At 67.2% G+C, this 16,164-nt stretch carries 17 protein-coding genes and 1 pseudogene; 9 read left to right on the top strand and 9 right to left on the bottom strand.

Annotation, left to right across the window (positions count from 1 at the left end; genetic code table 11):
• Window positions 1-62 precede the first annotated feature (62 nt).
• Both VET27_RS19825 and VET27_RS19830 read right to left on the bottom strand, forming a co-directional pair.
• Window positions 63-887: a type VII secretion target gene (locus VET27_RS19825; protein WP_526521208.1), complete on the bottom strand. Its 825-nt coding sequence runs from the start codon at window positions 885-887 to the stop codon at window positions 63-65.
• 225 nt (window positions 888-1,112) lie between these two features.
• Window positions 1,113-2,342, bottom strand: a pseudogene (locus VET27_RS19830) (tetratricopeptide repeat protein); the annotation flags it as partial.
• 101 nt (window positions 2,343-2,443) lie between these two features.
• Here VET27_RS19830 and log point away from each other — a divergent pair.
• From log to VET27_RS19865, 7 genes are all read left to right on the top strand, one after another.
• On the top strand, window positions 2,444-3,022 hold the full coding sequence (gene log, locus VET27_RS19835; RefSeq protein WP_526521210.1) for a cytokinin riboside 5'-monophosphate phosphoribohydrolase: 579 nt from the start codon (window positions 2,444-2,446) through the stop codon (window positions 3,020-3,022).
• A gap of 31 nt (window positions 3,023-3,053) precedes the next feature.
• Window positions 3,054-4,847 carry a long-chain-acyl-CoA synthetase FadD6 gene (gene fadD6 / locus VET27_RS19840; protein WP_526521212.1) on the top strand — a complete coding sequence of 598 codons (1,794 nt, stop codon included), beginning with the start codon at window positions 3,054-3,056 and terminating at the stop codon, window positions 4,845-4,847.
• 72 nt (window positions 4,848-4,919) lie between these two features.
• Complete coding sequence (folP, locus tag VET27_RS19845; protein WP_526521214.1) at window positions 4,920-5,795, top strand: dihydropteroate synthase; 876 nt, start codon at window positions 4,920-4,922, stop codon at window positions 5,793-5,795.
• Complete coding sequence (locus VET27_RS19850; RefSeq protein ID WP_526521216.1) at window positions 5,792-6,742, top strand: glucosyl-3-phosphoglycerate synthase; 951 nt, start codon at window positions 5,792-5,794, stop codon at window positions 6,740-6,742. The genes folP and VET27_RS19850 overlap by 4 nt, the downstream gene beginning before the upstream one ends.
• A 46-nt stretch (window positions 6,743-6,788) precedes the next feature.
• Complete coding sequence (locus VET27_RS19855) at window positions 6,789-7,226, top strand: DivIVA domain-containing protein (RefSeq protein ID WP_526521218.1); 438 nt, start codon at window positions 6,789-6,791, stop codon at window positions 7,224-7,226.
• On the top strand, window positions 7,223-7,828 hold the full coding sequence (locus VET27_RS19860; RefSeq protein ID WP_526521220.1) for a DNA-3-methyladenine glycosylase I: 606 nt from the start codon (window positions 7,223-7,225) through the stop codon (window positions 7,826-7,828). The genes VET27_RS19855 and VET27_RS19860 overlap by 4 nt, the downstream gene beginning before the upstream one ends.
• A 144-nt stretch (window positions 7,829-7,972) precedes the next feature.
• Window positions 7,973-8,149, top strand: coding sequence for a DUF3117 domain-containing protein (locus VET27_RS19865; protein WP_284233273.1), 177 nt, complete (start codon window positions 7,973-7,975; stop codon window positions 8,147-8,149).
• A 19-nt stretch (window positions 8,150-8,168) separates the two neighbouring features.
• Here VET27_RS19865 and glgA read toward each other — a convergent pair whose 3' ends face one another.
• Window positions 8,169-9,335, bottom strand: a complete 1,167-nt coding sequence (glgA, locus tag VET27_RS19870) for a glycogen synthase (RefSeq protein WP_526521223.1) — start codon at window positions 9,333-9,335, stop codon at window positions 8,169-8,171.
• A 137-nt stretch (window positions 9,336-9,472) separates the two neighbouring features.
• Here glgA and glgC point away from each other — a divergent pair, with 137 nt between their 5' ends.
• Complete coding sequence (gene glgC / locus VET27_RS19875; RefSeq protein WP_526521225.1) at window positions 9,473-10,687, top strand: glucose-1-phosphate adenylyltransferase; 1,215 nt, start codon at window positions 9,473-9,475, stop codon at window positions 10,685-10,687.
• 95 nt (window positions 10,688-10,782) lie between these two features.
• On the opposite strand, the gene VET27_RS19880 is transcribed toward glgC, so the two are convergent.
• The gene (locus VET27_RS19880; RefSeq protein ID WP_526521227.1) at window positions 10,783-11,379 is read right to left on the bottom strand and encodes a DUF4126 family protein; all 597 of its coding nucleotides are present in this window, start codon (window positions 11,377-11,379) and stop codon (window positions 10,783-10,785) included.
• A 159-nt stretch (window positions 11,380-11,538) separates the two neighbouring features.
• On the opposite strand from VET27_RS19880, the gene VET27_RS19885 reads away from it, so the two are divergent.
• Complete coding sequence (locus VET27_RS19885) at window positions 11,539-11,997, top strand: DUF6398 domain-containing protein (RefSeq protein ID WP_526521229.1); 459 nt, start codon at window positions 11,539-11,541, stop codon at window positions 11,995-11,997.
• Window positions 11,998-12,230: 233 nt separating this feature from the next.
• Here the strand turns inward: VET27_RS19885 and VET27_RS19890 are convergent, their stop codons facing one another.
• The 5 genes from VET27_RS19890 to VET27_RS19910 are packed head-to-tail and all read right to left on the bottom strand — an operon-like array spanning window position 12,231 to window position 16,164.
• Window positions 12,231-12,632 (bottom strand): TA system VapC family ribonuclease toxin, encoded by a 402-nt coding sequence (locus VET27_RS19890; RefSeq protein ID WP_526521231.1) that lies wholly within the window; start codon window positions 12,630-12,632, stop codon window positions 12,231-12,233.
• The gene (locus tag VET27_RS19895; protein ID WP_526521233.1) at window positions 12,629-12,856 is read right to left on the bottom strand and encodes an antitoxin; all 228 of its coding nucleotides are present in this window, start codon (window positions 12,854-12,856) and stop codon (window positions 12,629-12,631) included. Before VET27_RS19895 ends, VET27_RS19890 begins: the two co-directional genes overlap by 4 nt.
• Before the next feature lie 49 nt (window positions 12,857-12,905).
• Window positions 12,906-13,580, bottom strand: a complete 675-nt coding sequence (locus VET27_RS19900) for a methyltransferase family protein (protein WP_526521235.1) — start codon at window positions 13,578-13,580, stop codon at window positions 12,906-12,908.
• 8 nt (window positions 13,581-13,588) lie between these two features.
• Complete coding sequence (locus tag VET27_RS19905; RefSeq protein ID WP_526521237.1) at window positions 13,589-15,232, bottom strand: ABC transporter permease; 1,644 nt, start codon at window positions 15,230-15,232, stop codon at window positions 13,589-13,591.
• Window positions 15,229-16,164, bottom strand: a complete 936-nt coding sequence (locus VET27_RS19910; RefSeq protein WP_526521239.1) for an ABC transporter ATP-binding protein — start codon at window positions 16,162-16,164, stop codon at window positions 15,229-15,231. The genes VET27_RS19905 and VET27_RS19910 overlap by 4 nt, the downstream gene beginning before the upstream one ends.

Genomic DNA, 16,164 nt, shown 5'->3' on the forward strand with positions numbered 1-16,164 from the left:
GACGAGAGCTTTCTGGAAGCGATTGGCGTGCGCCGGCTCCGGCTGGCCGACGGGGTGCTGGTTTAGAGCGGGAACTGCTGCGGGCGGGTCTGTGCGGGCTGTGGACGTTCCGCTGCGGGTGGCGGCACGGGAGCCCTGCCACCACCGTCTGCGGTGTGACCCGGCTGTGCGCCCTCGGTCCGGGTGGGCGGTGCTTGCTGCTGCGCTCGCCGTTCTTCAGCGCGCTTCTCGGCCGACTCGGCTTCCTCGCGCTTGCGCTCCTCGGGATCGCCGCCCTCTTCTTCGTCGGTCTTGGCCGCGTCGGATCCCGCTCCCTTGGTGGCTGACTCCACGATGCCTTGGACGCCCTGCATGATCTGCTGGGGCAGCTGAGTGAGGCCCTGTGCGAGGCCCTGCACCGACTGAGCCATGCCCTGGGCGAACTGGCCGACCTGCTGCCCGACCTGGCTGGCCATCTGGCCCGCCATCTCGGCGCCGCTGCCGCCGGCCGCACCCGCGCCTGCCGTTCCGGCGCCCGTGGCGCCACCAGTGCCGCCCGCCGAACCTGCTCCGCCTGCGGCCCCGGAGCCCTCGAGCGCCTCGGCCGCGGCCCTGAGTTTCGCCGCGCCCTGCTCGTCGCCCTGCGCGTACATCCGGTCGGCCGTGTTGAGCAACTCCTTGATGGTGTCGCTGGAACCCTTCGTGGTCTGGATGGTGTTGATGCGGCTCTGCGTCACGCCGTCGAGTGCCTTGTTGACCGCGAACGCGATGTTGCCGAATGACGTGGCCACGTCGGCCGCCTGTGGCCCGCCGTCTCCAGCCAACTGCGACAACTCGGCAGCGACCTGCGCGTGGATGTCGGCAAGTGGTGTCAGGCCTGCACCGTCGAGAGAGAACTCGCCCCCCATGTCGATCCTCCTCGCGTCCTGTGGCGTTCGCTTCGACCGCCGCGCCTGTAGTCAACTGCTGCAACGATTCTATGGCCGCTCAGAGCGATGCGCGGGCGGCAATTCGCGGGTGAATGATCCTGCGGTCGTGGGTGTCGTGGCAGCAGACCGGCACTCGCCTGGCCAACCGATAGCGTAGCTACATGCGCGCGGTGAAATTGCCCTGGTGGTGCAATGCCGCCGATCTCAGGCGCGCGCCGCTGCCGCCTGCTTCGCCGCGTCCAAGGCGACACCGCGCATGCCGATTCCGTCGAAGGCCGCTGCAGCCTCGTCCAGCGCGTCGGCGTCGCCAGCGGTGAACGCCCGCGCGTAGGACAGCGCCAGCGGGCCGACGAGGCAGTCCACGGTCAGTCGCTCGATGGCGTCGACTGCGCGCATGTCGCCCAGGCGCACCGCGTCGATGAGCGCGCGCAAGGCAACGGCCGACTGGCCGCCGCGTTCAGCGGCGCGGGCGGACTCGCGCGCGGCGTTGATCGCCCCGGGTCCGTCGCGGCGCGCCGCCGCCGTCCAGGCCCGCGCCAGTGAAAGCTCCGGCGCAAAGAGCATCGACTTGAGGCCATGCCGTGCTTCGGCCTTCGCGAGCATCCGGCCCGCGTCGGCGATCCGACCCGACTGACCGAGCGCCTGCGCCAACAACATCCACGCCAACGGACCCCACGAGTAACCCGTCGGAGCCAGCGCAGCGGCCGCGGACTCCAGTAGACCGACGGAAGCGGAGGCGTCGCCACGCGCGATCAACACGTCGGCGACCAGCAGTTGGCCGATCGCGTGGCTCGGCTGCTGCGGCGGCGAGCCGTCGACGAGTTCCTGCGCCAAGTCCTGTGCACGATCGAGTTCCCCCGACATCACCAGGGCGGTCGTCTGCCCGAACGCGCTGGTGAAGCGCAACAGCCCGGGGTGTCCGGCGGCCATGGCCCGCGCGGCCAGGTCGTCGACATCACCGAAACTGCCCATCCTGGCGTGACACAGCGCCGCCGCGGCCGCAGCCCAGCCGATGGCCTGCTGATCGGCATTCGGCGAGTGGAGGACGTCCTGCGCGATCTGCATCGCACGTTCGGGGCTGCCCGCGTTCATCGTGAACGTGCCGAGAAGCGCGTCGAGCGTGGCACCCGCGTTCTCCGATGTCACCCTGCCTCTGACCGTGTGCAGAAACGCGGTGGCACGCTCCGGCTGATCCAGCATCCAGAACTGGTTGGCCGCCCGCGGCAGCGCCCAAGCCATCAACTCGGATTCGCTGAGCGCTGACTCGTCGACCTCCGACATCACCGCGTCCGCGTCACGGCCTCGGCCCTGCCATGCCAACGCCTGAGCGAGGGTCAGGCGGGCCGTGAGGGATTCCCCGTCGCGCAGCGCCGCACGGCCCAACTTCTCGGCGGCGGCGAGGTCGCCCCGTCCCAATGCCTCTTCGGCGGCGGCAATTCCCTCAGGCACCGCCGCAGTGTATGGCGGTAGAACCCGCATCCACTGGCGAACTCGTCGGTTCGAGCACCCGCGCCTGCGCCGGGTACCTTGCACCCGTGTCCGCTGAAACTCCAGAAGCCCAAGAACTCCGCGGCCCGTGGGCGCTCTGCGTGTACTGCGCCTCCGTCCCGACACACCGGGAGTTGCTGAAGTTGGCGTCCGACGTGGGAGCCGCCATCGCCGACCGCGGCTGGACGCTGGTGTCCGGCGGCGGGAACGTCTCGGCGATGGGTGCGCTGGCAGGAGCAGCGCGGGCGCACAGCGGCCGCACCGTCGGCGTCATCCCCAAGGCGTTGGTCCACCGCGAACTCGCCGACGTCGACGCCGACGAGCTGATCGTCACCGACACCATGCGGGAGCGCAAGCAGGTCATGGAGGATCGGGCCGACGCGTTCCTCGTGCTGCCCGGGGGCATCGGCACGCTGGAGGAGTTCTTCGAGGCCTGGACCGCCGGCTATCTCGGCATGCACGAAAAGCCGCTCGTCATGCTCGATCCCGTCGGCCACTACGACGGGCTGCTGGCGTGGCTGCGCGGACTCGTCGACACCGGATACGTCGGCACCGGTGCGCTCGATCGGTTGATCGTCGTCGCGGACGTGGACGCTGCGTTGGCGGCATGCGCACCGCTTGCGTGATGGTCGCCACCCTCACAGATAGGGTTGGCTCGTGAGCGACGAGAAATCGGGTACCCGCAGCAGTGTCGGCCTTCTGGACATCGCCCCGCGGTTGCCAGGACTGCTGAAGGACGTGCCAGTCATCGCCCGTGGTGTGGTCACCGGCTTCTTGGCCCGCCCGACGGCGAAGACGTCCATCGGCAAGGTGTTCCAGGAACGTGCTGCCCGCTACGGCGACAAGCTGTTCATCAAGTTCGACGACCAGAAGCTGACCTACCGCGAGGCCAACGAGATGGTCAACCGCTACGCGGCGGTGCTCGCCTCACGGGGCGTCGGTCACGGTGACGTCGTCGGCGTCATGCTGCGCAACTCGCCGCACTCGATATTGCTGATGCTCGCCGTGGTCAAGTGCGGGGCCGTCGCCGGAATGCTCAACTTCCACCAGCGCGGCAAGGTGCTGGCCCACAGCCTCGATCTGCTCGGCGCGAAGGCCATCGTGGCGGAGACCGACTTCATCGAGCCGATCAGTGAGAGTGGCGCCGACACCGACGGACTGATGACGCTCGACGAGCTGATTCAACTGGCCGCCACGGCGCCCGCCACCAACCCGGCCACGACCGGGGCCGTCCTCGCCAAGGACAAGGCGTTCTACATCTTCACCTCGGGTACCACGGGGATGCCGAAGGCCAGCGTCATGACCCACTACCGGTGGTTGCGTGCACTGGCCGGGTTCGGCGGTCTCGGGATGCGACTGAGCAGCGACGACACCCTGTACTGCGCACTGCCGCTCTATCACAACAACGCGCTGACGGTGGCGCTGTCCTCAGTGCTGAACTCGGGCTCGGCGCTGGCGCTCGGCAAGTCGTTCTCGGCCTCGAAGTTCTGGGACGAGGTCATCGGCTACGACGCGACGGCCTTCGTCTACATCGGCGAGATCTGCGCCTACCTGCTCAATCAACCGGCCAAGCCGACCGACCTCAAGCACCGCGTGCGCGTCATCGCGGGCAACGGTTTGCGGCCGGCCATCTGGGACGAGTTCACCAAGAGGTTCGGCATCCCGCGGGTCTGCGAGTTCTACGCCGCCAGCGAGGGCAACACCGCCTTCCTCAACGTGTTCAACGTCGACAAGACGACGGGTATCTGCCCGTCGCCCATCGCGTTCGTCGAGTACGACGAGGAGACCGGAGAGCCGAAGCGCGACGACGGTGGCCGCGTCCGCAAGGTCAAGAGCGGTCAGCCGGGCCTGCTGCTGTCCAAGGTCAGCAGTTTTCAACCGTTCGACGGCTACACCGACAAGTCCGCTAGCGAGAAGAAGCTCGTCCGCGACGCCTTCAAGGACGGCGACGTCTGGTTCAATACCGGCGATCTGATGAGGTCGCAGGGGTTCGGGCACGCCGCGTTCACCGACCGTCTCGGCGACACGTTCCGGTGGAAGGGCGAGAACGTCGCCACCACCGAGGTCGAGGCTGCCGTGGCGACGGACTCACAGGTGGAGGAGTGCACGGTGTTCGGCGTCGAGGTCGAGGGCGCCGGCGGCAGGGCGGGCATGGTCGCCCTCCAGCTCAAGGACGGCCAGGAGTTCGACGGCATGGCGTTGGCCAAGTCCGCCTACGAGCATCTGCCCGGTTACGCGGTGCCGCTCTTCGTCCGGATCACCGAGGCGCTGGAGTACACGTCGACGTTCAAGAGCCAGAAGGTCGAACTGCGCAAGCAGGGGTATGGCGGGCAGGACGACGAGAACGTCGATGACCCCGTGTACGTGCTGGCCGGCCGGGAGGAGGGCTACGTGCCCTTCTACGACGACTACGTCGCCGAGGTCGTCGACGGCAAACGCCCCAAGTCCTAGCGATCTCGGCGTGTTCGGTCGCGCTCAGCGCGACGAATCACGCCCAACTCGCACGCGGCTAGCCTGGGAAGCATGCAGGCGACGTTCGTGGGCCGTCCCGTGGCAGGCGATCGCGCCCTGATCATGGCGATCGTCAACCGGACGCCCGACTCGTTCTACGACCGCGGTGCCACGTTCACCGATGAGGCGGCCAAGGCGGCAGCGCACCGGGTCGTCGCCGACGGCGCCGACGTCGTCGACGTCGGCGGCGTCAAGGCCGGGCCGGGCGACGTCGTCGACGCCGAGGAGGAGATCGCCCGCGTCGTGCCCTTCATCGAATGGCTCCGCGACGCCTATCCCGATCAGCTGATCAGCGTCGACACCTGGCGTGCGTCGGTGGCCAAGCGCGCGTGCGCGGCAGGCGCCGACATCATCAACGACACGTGGGGCGGGTCCGATCCGGGACTTGCCGACGTCGCTGCGGAGTTCGGCGCCGGGTTGGTGTGTTCGCACACGGGTGGCGCCATTCCGCGCACGCGACCGTTCCGGGTCAACTACGGGCTGTCCGAGCGGGGAGTCGTCGACGACGTCATCGCCGAGGTGACGTCAGCGGCCGAACGCGCCGTCGCTGCCGGCGTCGCACGGGACGCCGTGCTGATCGATCCGACCCATGATTTTGGTAAGAACACTCACCATGGTCTTAGTTTGTTGCGCCACGTAAAAGACCTTGTAAACACTGGATGGCCAGTCCTGATGGCCCTCAGCAACAAGGATTTCGTCGGGGAGACTCTGGGTGTGGGCTTGACCGAACGCCTCGAGGGAACCCTGGCCGCCACCGCGCTCGCGGCGCAGGCGGGTGCAGCCATGTTCCGGGTCCACGAGGTGGGGTCCACACGACGCGTGCTCGAAATGGTCGCGTCGATCCAGGGCGTGCGTCCACCGGCGCGGACCGTAAGGGGACTGGCATGAGCATGACACCCGAACTCGACGCCGCTGAGGCCATCGCGGGACACCGTTGGTTGACCGACCGCACGTGGCGCAAACCCATGTGGACGATCGCCGAACTCGAGGCCGCGAAGGCCGGGCGGACCATCTCCGTGGTGCTGCCCGCGCTCAACGAGGAGGAGACCGTCGCCTCGGTGGTCGACACCATCACTCCACTGCTAGGCGGGCTCGTCGACGAGATCGTCGTCCTGGACTCCGGGTCGACCGACGACACCGAGATCCGCGCGGTCGCCGCCGGTGCCAGGGTGGTCAGCCGAGAAGCTGCGCTGCCGGAGGTCGAGCCTCAGCCCGGCAAGGGTGAGGTGCTGTGGCGTTCGCTCGCCGCGACCACCGGTGACCTCGTGGTCTTCGTCGACTCCGACCTCATCGACCCGGATCCGATGTTCGTGCCCAAGCTCCTCGGGCCCCTGCTGACGATGGACGGCGTGCACCTGGTCAAGGGCTTCTACCGCCGCCCGCTGAAGGTCAGCGGCAGCGAGGACGCCAACGGCGGTGGCAGGGTCACCGAGTTGGTCGCGCGGCCGCTGCTGGCCGCCCTGCGCCCCGAGTTGACGTGCTTGCTGCAGCCGCTGGGCGGCGAGTACGCAGGCACCCGCGAACTGTTGACGGCGCTGCCCTTCGCGCCGGCGTACGGCGTCGAGATCGGGTTGCTGATCGACACCTACGACCGTCTGGGTCTGGACGCCATCGCCCAGGTGAACCTCGGCGTCCGGACGCACCGCAACCGGTCCGTGACGGAGCTGGCCGCGATGAGCCGTCAGGTGATCGCCACATTGCTGTCCCGCTGCGGTGTGCCCGACTCGGGCGTGGGCCTGACGCAGTTCTTCGCCGACGGCGAGGACTACACCGCCCGTACGTCGATGGTGTCGTTAGCCGACCGGCCGCCGATGGTGACCCTGCGACCTCGCTAGCCGCCCCCCAGGCGCCGCGTCGTACGTCTCCGGCAGTATCGACGTCGTGACGTTGATCCTTCTTTACCTGGTCGTGCTGATTCTGGTGGCGATCGTGCTGTTCGGCGTCGGCAGCGTGCTGTTCGGCCGCGGTGAACGATTGCCACCGCTGCCGCGGGCCACCACCGCCACCGTGCTGCCCGCGTCGGAGGTCGCGGGTGCCGACGTCGACGCCCTCAAGTTCAGTCAGACGCTGCGCGGCTACAAGGCCAGCGAAGTCGACTGGGCGCTCGAGCGACTGGGTCAGGAACTCGACCAGTTGCGAGGCCAGGTCGCCGCGCTTCGCGCCGCCTACGGTGTCGACGACTTCATCCCCGACTCCGACTCCGGGCTGGACTCCGAGTACGCCACCGAGGTGGACGACGATGTGGACGACGTGCCGACCGACGCCGCCCACCGACGCGGTGCGCACGCGGTGCCGGCGGAAGGACGCGACGAGCAGTGACCGCCGGCCTTGACGACGACGGTCGAACTCGTTGCGGCTGGGCAGATTTCAGCGGAGAGCGCTGGGCGACGGACGACTCGGTGCTCTACCGCGACTACCACGACACCGAGTGGGGCCAACCGCTGAGGGGCAGCCGCGAGCTGTTCGAACGGATGACGCTCGAGGCGTTTCAGAGCGGGCTGTCGTGGCTCATCATCCTGCGCAAGCGGGACAACTTCCGGCGCGCATTCGACCGCTTCGACGTTGCCAAGATCGCGCGCTACGACGACGGCGACGTCGCGCGACTGATGGCCGACGCGGGGATCGTGCGCAACCGCGCCAAGATCGACGCGACCATCGCCAACGCGCGGGCAGTCGCCGACCTCGACGTGGAACTGAGCGAGTTGCTGTGGTCCTTCGCCCCGGAGCCGCGTCCGCGGCCGTCCGAGATGTCGCAGGTGCCTGCGGCCTCACCCGAGTCCAAGTCGATGGCACGGGAACTCAAGCGGCGGGGGTTCTCATTCGTCGGCCCGACGACGGCATATGCGCTGATGCAGGCAACGGGAATGGTGGATGACCATGTCGCTTCGTGTTGGGTTCCGACCGTTCTGCGGGGCGTCTAAGTCGGGTCTTTGCACACCGAGGGGCGCGGATAGGGAACAATGGTCGAAAGAACAGTTCAGTGCCGAGTGCTGTCGCCGGGTGGGCAGTCTCGGCCCCGACCCGTTCCGCTTGCGCGGACCGGAGCACGCGGAAGGGAGCGCTTGATGGCGGCGATGAAGCCCCGGACTGGTGACGGTCCACTGGAAGCAACCAAAGAGGGGCGGGGCATCGTGATGCGAGTACCACTGGAAGGTGGTGGTCGCCTCGTCGTCGAACTCACACCCGATGAGGCCGCCGCGCTCGGCGACGAACTGAAGAACGTCACTGCGCCTAGCAGTTGATTGCTGGTCCGGTTCTCCGCTAGCTGCAGACTTTCTGGTAGATCTCCAGGGTCTGCTCGGCAATGCGGGCCCATGAGAACTCGTCGATACACCGTTGGCGTCCGGCGCGGCCGTACCGCTCCGCACGATCGGGATCGGCCACCAACGCGTTGACCGCATTGGCAAGCCGCGTTTCGAAACCCACCGCGTCGGCGGGGTCGTAGTGCACCAGCACGCCGGTCTCGCCATCCGCGACGACCTCGGGAATGCCACCGACATCGGAGGCGACCACCGCCGTCGAACACGCCATCGCCTCGAGATTCACGATGCCGAGCGGTTCGTAGACCGATGGGCAGACGAAAACGGTTGCGGCCGAAAGTATCTCGCGGATCTGATCGCCGGGCAGCATCTCCTGCACCCAGAAGATGCCACTGCGTGAGCTCGCGAGCTCCTGCACTGCGCCGCCCACCTCGGCGGCGATCTCGGGCGTGTCCGGCGCGCCCGCGCACAGCACCAACTGCACTTCCGGCGCGAATTGGTGTGCGGCGGCGACCAGGTGGGCGACGCCCTTCTGGCGGGTGATGCGTCCGACGAACGCCACGACGGGCCGGTTCGGGTCGACGCCGATGCGGGCCAGCGTCGATCCGCCGGCCTCGATGGGGTACCACTTCTCGGTGTCGATCCCGTTGCGGACCACGTGCACGCGGCTGGGGTCCAGCGCGGGGTAGGTGGCCAGCACGTCATCGCGCATGCCGGAGCTGACGGCGATCACTGCGTCGGCCGCCTCGACCGCGGTGCGTTCCACCCATGACGACACCCGGTACCCGCCGCCGAGTTGCTCTGCCTTCCAGGGCCGCATCGGTTCGAGGGAGTGCGCCGTCAGCACGTGAGGTATTCCGTACAGCATCGAGGCAAGGTGCCCCGCCAGTCCGGCGTACCAGGTGTGGGAGTGTGCGACGGTCGCGCCCGCGGCGGCGTTCACCATGACCAGGTCGGCGGACAGCGTCGTCAGCGCAGCGTTGGCGCCGCCCAGCGCAGGGTCGGCTTGCGCGACGTAGACGTCCGGCTCGCCCGGCCGCGGGGCGCCCATGCAGTGCACGTCCACGTCGCACATGGTCTTCAGCTGCGCGATGAGTTCGGTGACGTGGACGCCCGCGCCGCCGTAGACCTCCGGTGGGTATTCCCGTGTCATCATCGCCACTCGCATGGATAAGACGGTAGTTGCCAACCGGTATCGCCGCACCCAATTGTCTTGACCGACAGTCCGACAGGAAGTCTCGGTCAATCGTTGTCCAATCGTGGCAATGGCTAGCCGCGGCTCCTGAGGGCCGATAGGTTTGAACCATGAGGGAACTGCCAACAGTTTTGGGCATCGTCCTGGCGGGCGGTGAGGGCAAGCGGTTGTACCCGTTGACCGCGGACCGCGCCAAACCCGCGGTTCCCTTCGGCGGTGCCTACCGGCTAATCGACTTCGTGCTGTCGAATCTGGTCAACGCCCGCTATTTGAAGATCTGCGTTCTCACGCAATACAAGTCGCATTCGCTGGACCGCCACATTTCGCAGAACTGGCGGTTATCGGGGCTTGCCGGCGAGTACATCACCCCGGTGCCTGCACAGCAGCGCCTCGGGCCGCGGTGGTACACAGGATCCGGCGACGCGATTCTGCAGTCGCTCAACCTCATTTACGACGAGGACCCCGACTACGTCGTCGTGTTCGGTGCCGATCACATCTATCGGATGGATCCCGAGCAGATGCTCCAATTCCACATCGAGAGTGGAGCCGGGGCGACGGTGGCCGGTATCAGGGTGCCGCGGGCCGAAGCGACGGCCTTCGGTTGCATCGACGCCGACGAATCTGGCCTCATCCGGGAATTCATCGAGAAGCCGGCCGACCCACCGGGTACTCCCGACGACCCCGAGCAGACCTACGCGTCGATGGGCAACTACATCTTCTCCACCAAGGTGCTCATCGACGCCATCCGCGCCGATGCCGACGACGACCACTCGGACCACGACATGGGTGGCGACATCATCCCGCGTCTGGTCACCGACGGGATGGCTGCCGTCTACGACTTCAAGGACAACGAGGTTCCCGGTTCGACTGAGCGCGACCACGGATACTGGCGCGACGTCGGGACGCTCGATGCGTTCTACGACGCACACATGGACCTGGTATCGGTCCACCCGGTCTTCAACCTGTACAACCGGCGTTGGCCCATCAGGGGCGAGCCGGAGAACCTCGCCCCTGCGAAGTTCGTCAACGGCGGGTCGGCGCAGGAGTCGGTCGTCGGCGCAGGCAGCATCGTCTCCGCCGCGTCCGTGCGCAACTCGGTGCTGTCCTCCAACGTGGTCATCGACGACGGTGCGATCGTCGAGGGAAGCGTCGTCATGCCGGGTGTGCGCATCGGCAGGGGTGCGGTGGTGCGTCACGCCATTCTCGACAAGAACGTCGTCGTCGGCCCGGGTGAACACGTCGGGGTGGATCTGGAGCGGGACCGCGAGCGGTTCGCGATCAGCGCTGGTGGCGTGGTCGCGGTCGGCAAGGGCATCTGGATCTAGCCCTTCCCCTTCCCCTTCCCCTTCCCCTTTCCCCGCGAGCGTGCGTGTTTGCGGGCAACACGTCGGTCGGCGATCGAAGTTCGCGCACGCTCGCGCTACACCGCGGCAGGGGTCGTGTTCGAGCGTCGCCGTCTCCGGCGCCACAGCGTGAACGCCGCCCAGGCGATCAACACCAGCGCCACCAGCACCAGCACGGGGAGCAGGATCGCCGCGAACACCAACCCGATGCTGGTGATGTCCTCGAAGGTGCTCAGCACGGGTGCCGCCACCCCCGCCGTCGCGACATTGGCCACGGGCCGCACCGCCGTCTTGGTCAAATGCATGACCAGTGCCACGACGACTCCGATCGCGATCGGGACCCACTGGCCCGACGACACGAAGGCTCCCGGATCGGCGACGGCGGCGGTCTGCGAGGCAGTGCCCGCGCCGAAGACGATGCCACCCGAGGTCGGCCGTACGACGGTCTGGATCACGTCGTTGATGCTGTCCAGGGCGGGGATCTTGTCGGCGACGACCTCGACGGCCAGCAGCGCGGCGACGATCGCCAGCACCCAACCATTCTCCAGCCAGGCCCAGCTGGACGGCAGGCTCACCAAGTCGGTGAAGCGACCGAGAAGACCCATGGCCAACAGTGGAATGTAGGCGTTCAGCCCGGCGGCACTCGCAAGTCCCACGCCGGTCAGCAGCTCCATGACTTCAGTATGGGACGGTAACGCGCGAAATCAGGCAGGAGTGCGGGATGGCCGGTGGTAAGCGACGCGGCAAGTCAGGCAAGCACCAACGCTCGGCGAACCGAAGGACGGGGGCTCGACGGCGCCCCCCTACCCGATGAGGCATTTCAGTGGGCCGGAGTGCCCGACGACATCGTGGATCGCGTTCAGGAAGTACTGGAGCTCGTCGATCGTTGCTGTGACGTGTTGCTCGACGTCGAGCATCGCACCGCATGCCGACGGTTGCTCGCCCGTGTTGCCTCGAGGGGGCCGGAAGCGTTCCGCCGCAAGGCCAAGGCGGAGAACTCCGCAGCGGCAGTGGTGTGGATGATCGGCAAGGTCAATGACGTCTTCAACCTGTACCGCAACGAACGTCGAGTGAAGGAGTTCATGCGTCACTTCGGAGTGTGGGGAAGTGCGTCACAGCGGGCGAACGTCATGCTCCAAGAGGCCGAGTTCGACAGCGCGACAAATGATTTGACGCTCGGCTCGCCCGACTATCGGGTGGCGGACCGGCGTCGGAGCATCATCGACAGTCGTCACCGGTACCGGAAGCTGCTGACCGGCGATGCGAGCGGCGTCATCGACCTCGATCGCTGACGCCACCTGGCGCTCAGTCGCGCCGCCGTTTCTGGCCGCCGCTGCCCGGGCGTTCGTGCGGCGGGACCTTCGGTACGTCCCGCAGCGACCGCCCCTTTCCCGCCACGGTGCTGAGTGCTCGACGACACCGTGGACAAATCGGCTTACCGGTGATGTCGACGGTCCAACTCTTGCCGCCGCCAGGGCAGGGCTTGTCGGTCATGCTGCTCCCCACGTTGGCATGGCGTTCGCCGTCACGGTTTCGGCGAGATCAGTACTGCAACGTCTGCATGTAGCTCCGCTAGACCTACGTCGAGCGTGACCAGTTGCGCCTGGCGGTTGCATGCGAGTTGCGCGAGGTGGGCATCGGTGACCTGGCGGTGCCCGACAACGCCTGCCAACGCCACGTCATCGAGGGAGATTTCATCGGGCCAGAACTCGTGCCGCTTTGCGCCGGCGACGGCGGCGACGACGTCGCGCGCAGCGGACGCCATTTGCCCCGATCGCAACAGGAAGCGCATCAGGCATCCTTGAGTGATGGGGCACGGCGCGAAGCCGGAGTCGTACGTCGCCAACCACTCCGCGGAGGCGTCGTGATGTACGTGCTCGGCGACGACCAATGCGACGAGCACGTTCGCGTCGAGGAGCGACGTCACTCGTCGTCTTCCAGGGACCGCACGTCCTCAGAGGTCACGACCGTCCCGACGCTCACGACGGGCAGCCCGGTTCTCGCGTCGGTTGACAAGCCGACAGTCTTGCCCGACCCCAGGCCGCGCCGGATGAGGTCTGCGACGGTTTCGCTCAACGTGCGTCGCGTGTCGCGTGCAATTGCCTGAGCCTGTTTGTGCAGGTCTTCTGGGAGGTCGATGGTCGTTCGCACACCTCAGCTCAAGACCCTCGCATCATGATGTAGTGATGCGCGACCGGCGTCACCACACACCGGGCACCAACCGGGAGCGCACCTGCCGCGTGTAGTCGCCATATCCGTCCAACTCCTCGGCCAGCATCTTCTCCTCGTCCGCGATCCTGGCGGCCAACACGAAGATTGCGGGAATCAGAATGACGACGCCCCAGTAGGAACCCAGCGCCAATGGCGTGCCAAGCATCATGATGAGCGCACCGAGGTACATCGGGTGCCGCACCAACCCGTACAGCCCGGTAGAGACGAGGTGCTGTCCCGCTTCGACGGTGATCGTCGCTGCGGCATAGCCGTTCTGAAAGACGACGTATTGCGCGACGGACAAACCAACCCCAACCAGCACGTCGCCCAGGATGACGACGGATACGGGAACCGACGACCAGCCGAAGCGGTGGTCGACGGCGCTGAGCACCAGCAGAGCCACGACCAACAGGAGCGTCGCCGACATCACGATGCGTTGGACCGGGCGGGTTTCCGCCGTCGGGCCTGCCTTCAACCTGCGCTGCAGCACAGCCGGATGCTGCATGGCGAGATAGAGGCTCGGAATCATCGTGGCCACCGTGAACACCGCGATGAACACCCACGCCTGCCAGTAGTCGAAGGTCCACGCGGGCAGGAACAGCGCGAGTCCGAAGAACAGCACGCCGAACAGTATCGACGCGACGGTTTGGAGAGCGAGTTTCATGGCTTGCCTCAGCGCAGGTCGCGGCGACGGAAGGCGATGGTGCCCAACGTGATCAAGGCGGCGTCAATGCCGAGGAGCCACCAGATCGGAGTGGCATCGAAGTCGCCGAGGCCGACGTGCGGAACGTGTGCGAACGGCTCGAGGTCCACCAACCATTGAGGTGAATTCGACAATGACCCCAGCAGATACACGGCAATGAACGCGACGAGAACCCCCCACGCCGCCGGCGTGAAGCGGGGGACGAGGCCGAAGAGCAACACCGTGACCGCCACCAACAGCCAGACGGCTGGCAACTGCACGGCCGCCGTGCCGAGCACGACCGGTAGCTTGCCCGTCGGGTCACCTGCAGTGGCGCCGTAGGTCAGCCCGGCCACCAGCCCGGCGATCATCATCGCGACGGCGGTGCCGACGATTGCAAACACCAGATGGCTTGTCAGCCAACGAGTCCGGCCCACCGCCCCGGCCAGTAGGGTCTCGGCTCGCTGACTCGACTCCTCCTGGTGCAACCGCAGCGTCAACGAGATGGCGAAGGCGGCGGCCACCATGCCCAGCATGCCGAACGCGATCGCGATGAAGGCCCGTTCCAACTGATCGGTACCGCCGAGGCGCGCCACGAATTCCTGGGCCGACTGGCTGTCGCCGATCTGGCCTCCGACGCCATTGACGACGCTGCCGATGAGCAGGCCGTAGAGGCACAGGCCGACCGTCCACAGCACCAGCGAGCCGCGATTGAGCCGCCACGCCAACGTCGTGACCCCGCGCAGACCCAATCCCGCTCGCGGCGGGCCTGGTCGCTCGGCGATCATTCCCGCGCCGACGTCGCGCCGGGCCAGCAACTGATAGGCGACCAGGATCAGCACTGCCGTCAACGCAAGGTGCAGCAGTAGCACCCAGAACCTGTCGCCCGCGTACGGGCGCACTTGCAATGACCACCCCAACGGTGAGAACCAGGACAGGTACGCGGTCCGCGAACCGGCGTCACCGACGGCACGCACGGTGAATGCCGCTGCCAACGCACCGAATGCGACGCCGCGGACGAACCGCGCGCTCGGCGACAGCTGTGCCGCGACCGCGGCGACGGCGGTGAACACCAGACCCGTGCATGCGAGCGCCAGGCCGAAGGCCAGTGATCCGGAGGCAGGCACGTCCAACGGGAGGAGGCTGGCCGTACCGATGAGTCCGGTCGCAATCGATGCACCGCCCGCGAGCATCAGTGCGGCCGTCAGGCTGGCGTAGCGGCCGACCGCGGTCGAGTCGATGAGCTCCGTTCGGCCGGATTCCTCGTCGGCGCGGGTGTGACGGACCACGGTCAGGATCACCGCCACGGCGATCAGTACGTGGAACATGCCCGCCTTCCAGATCCCGGTGGCGCCGAGACTGTCGCCGTAGACGTTTCCGTACAGCGCGCGCTGTGCCGGGCTGGCCATGATGGTGGCGGCGAATGACGCACGGCCGGCCTCGGTGGGGTAGACGGCCTCGATGCTGCCGACGTACACCGTGCCGAGCGGAATGGACAGCAGCAGCATCCACGCCGGCAGCACGATCCGGTCTCGCCGGAGGAAGAGGCGAAGCAGGCCGAAGGTGCCCGAGAAGGCCGACCCGCGCGGTGGGGCCTGGTGTGAGGGGTGGTGTGGGCGCTCCAGGACGGTCATGCCGTCACCCGCTCTACCGGCTCGCCAACGTCGTAGTGGCGTAGGAAGAGGTCTTCCAAGGTGGGGGGTTGGCTGACCAGGCTTCGCACACCTGCGTCGCCCAGCGCCTTGATGACCTCGCCAAGACTCTCGCCGTCGACCTGTGCGCGCAGGGTGTGTCCCTCCACGCTGACGTCCGCCAACCCCTTCATGCCCTTGAGCGACTCGATGTTGCCCGGATCGCCGATCATTTCAGCCTTGATGGACGTGCGGGAAAGGTGCCGCATGGACTCCAACGTGCCGCTCTCGACGGTGCTGCCCGCGCGGATGATGGTGACCCGTTGGCACAGCGCTTCGGTCTCGGCCAGGATGTGGCTGGACAACAGCACGGTCGTGCCGCGCTCTCGAGCCTCGGTGACGCATTGCTGAAAGACGTTCTCCATCAGGGGGTCCAGGCCACTGCTGGGTTCGTCGAGCAGGAGCAACCGGGCATTCGATGCGAACGCGGAGACGAGCGAGACCTTCTGCCGGTTGCCCTTCGAGTACGTACGGGCCTTCTTCGACGGGTCGAGGTCGAAACGTTCGATGAGCTCCGCTCGCTTCTTCTCGTCGATGCCACCCCGCATGCGGGCCAGCAGGTCGATGGTCTCGCCACCGGTGAGTGACGGCCATAGGGTCACATCGCCTGGCACGTAGGCGATTTGGCGGTGCAGCGCGACGGCGTCGGTCCACGGGTCGCCGCCGAGCAGCCGAACGATGCCGAAGTCGGCGCGCACCAGGCCGAGCAGGACGCGGATGGTCGTCGACTTTCCCGCGCCGTTCGGGCCGAGGAAGCCGTGCACCTCGCCCTCGGCCACCGTCAGCTCGAGCCCGTCGAGTGCCCGCACCGAGCCGAAGTTCTTGGTCAGGCCGTGGACTTCGATCGCGGCGGTGCCGCCTTGAGTCGTCGTCAT

It is taken from the genome of Mycobacterium sp., assembly GCF_035633495.1.
GTDB lineage: Bacteria > Actinomycetota > Actinomycetes > Mycobacteriales > Mycobacteriaceae > Mycobacterium.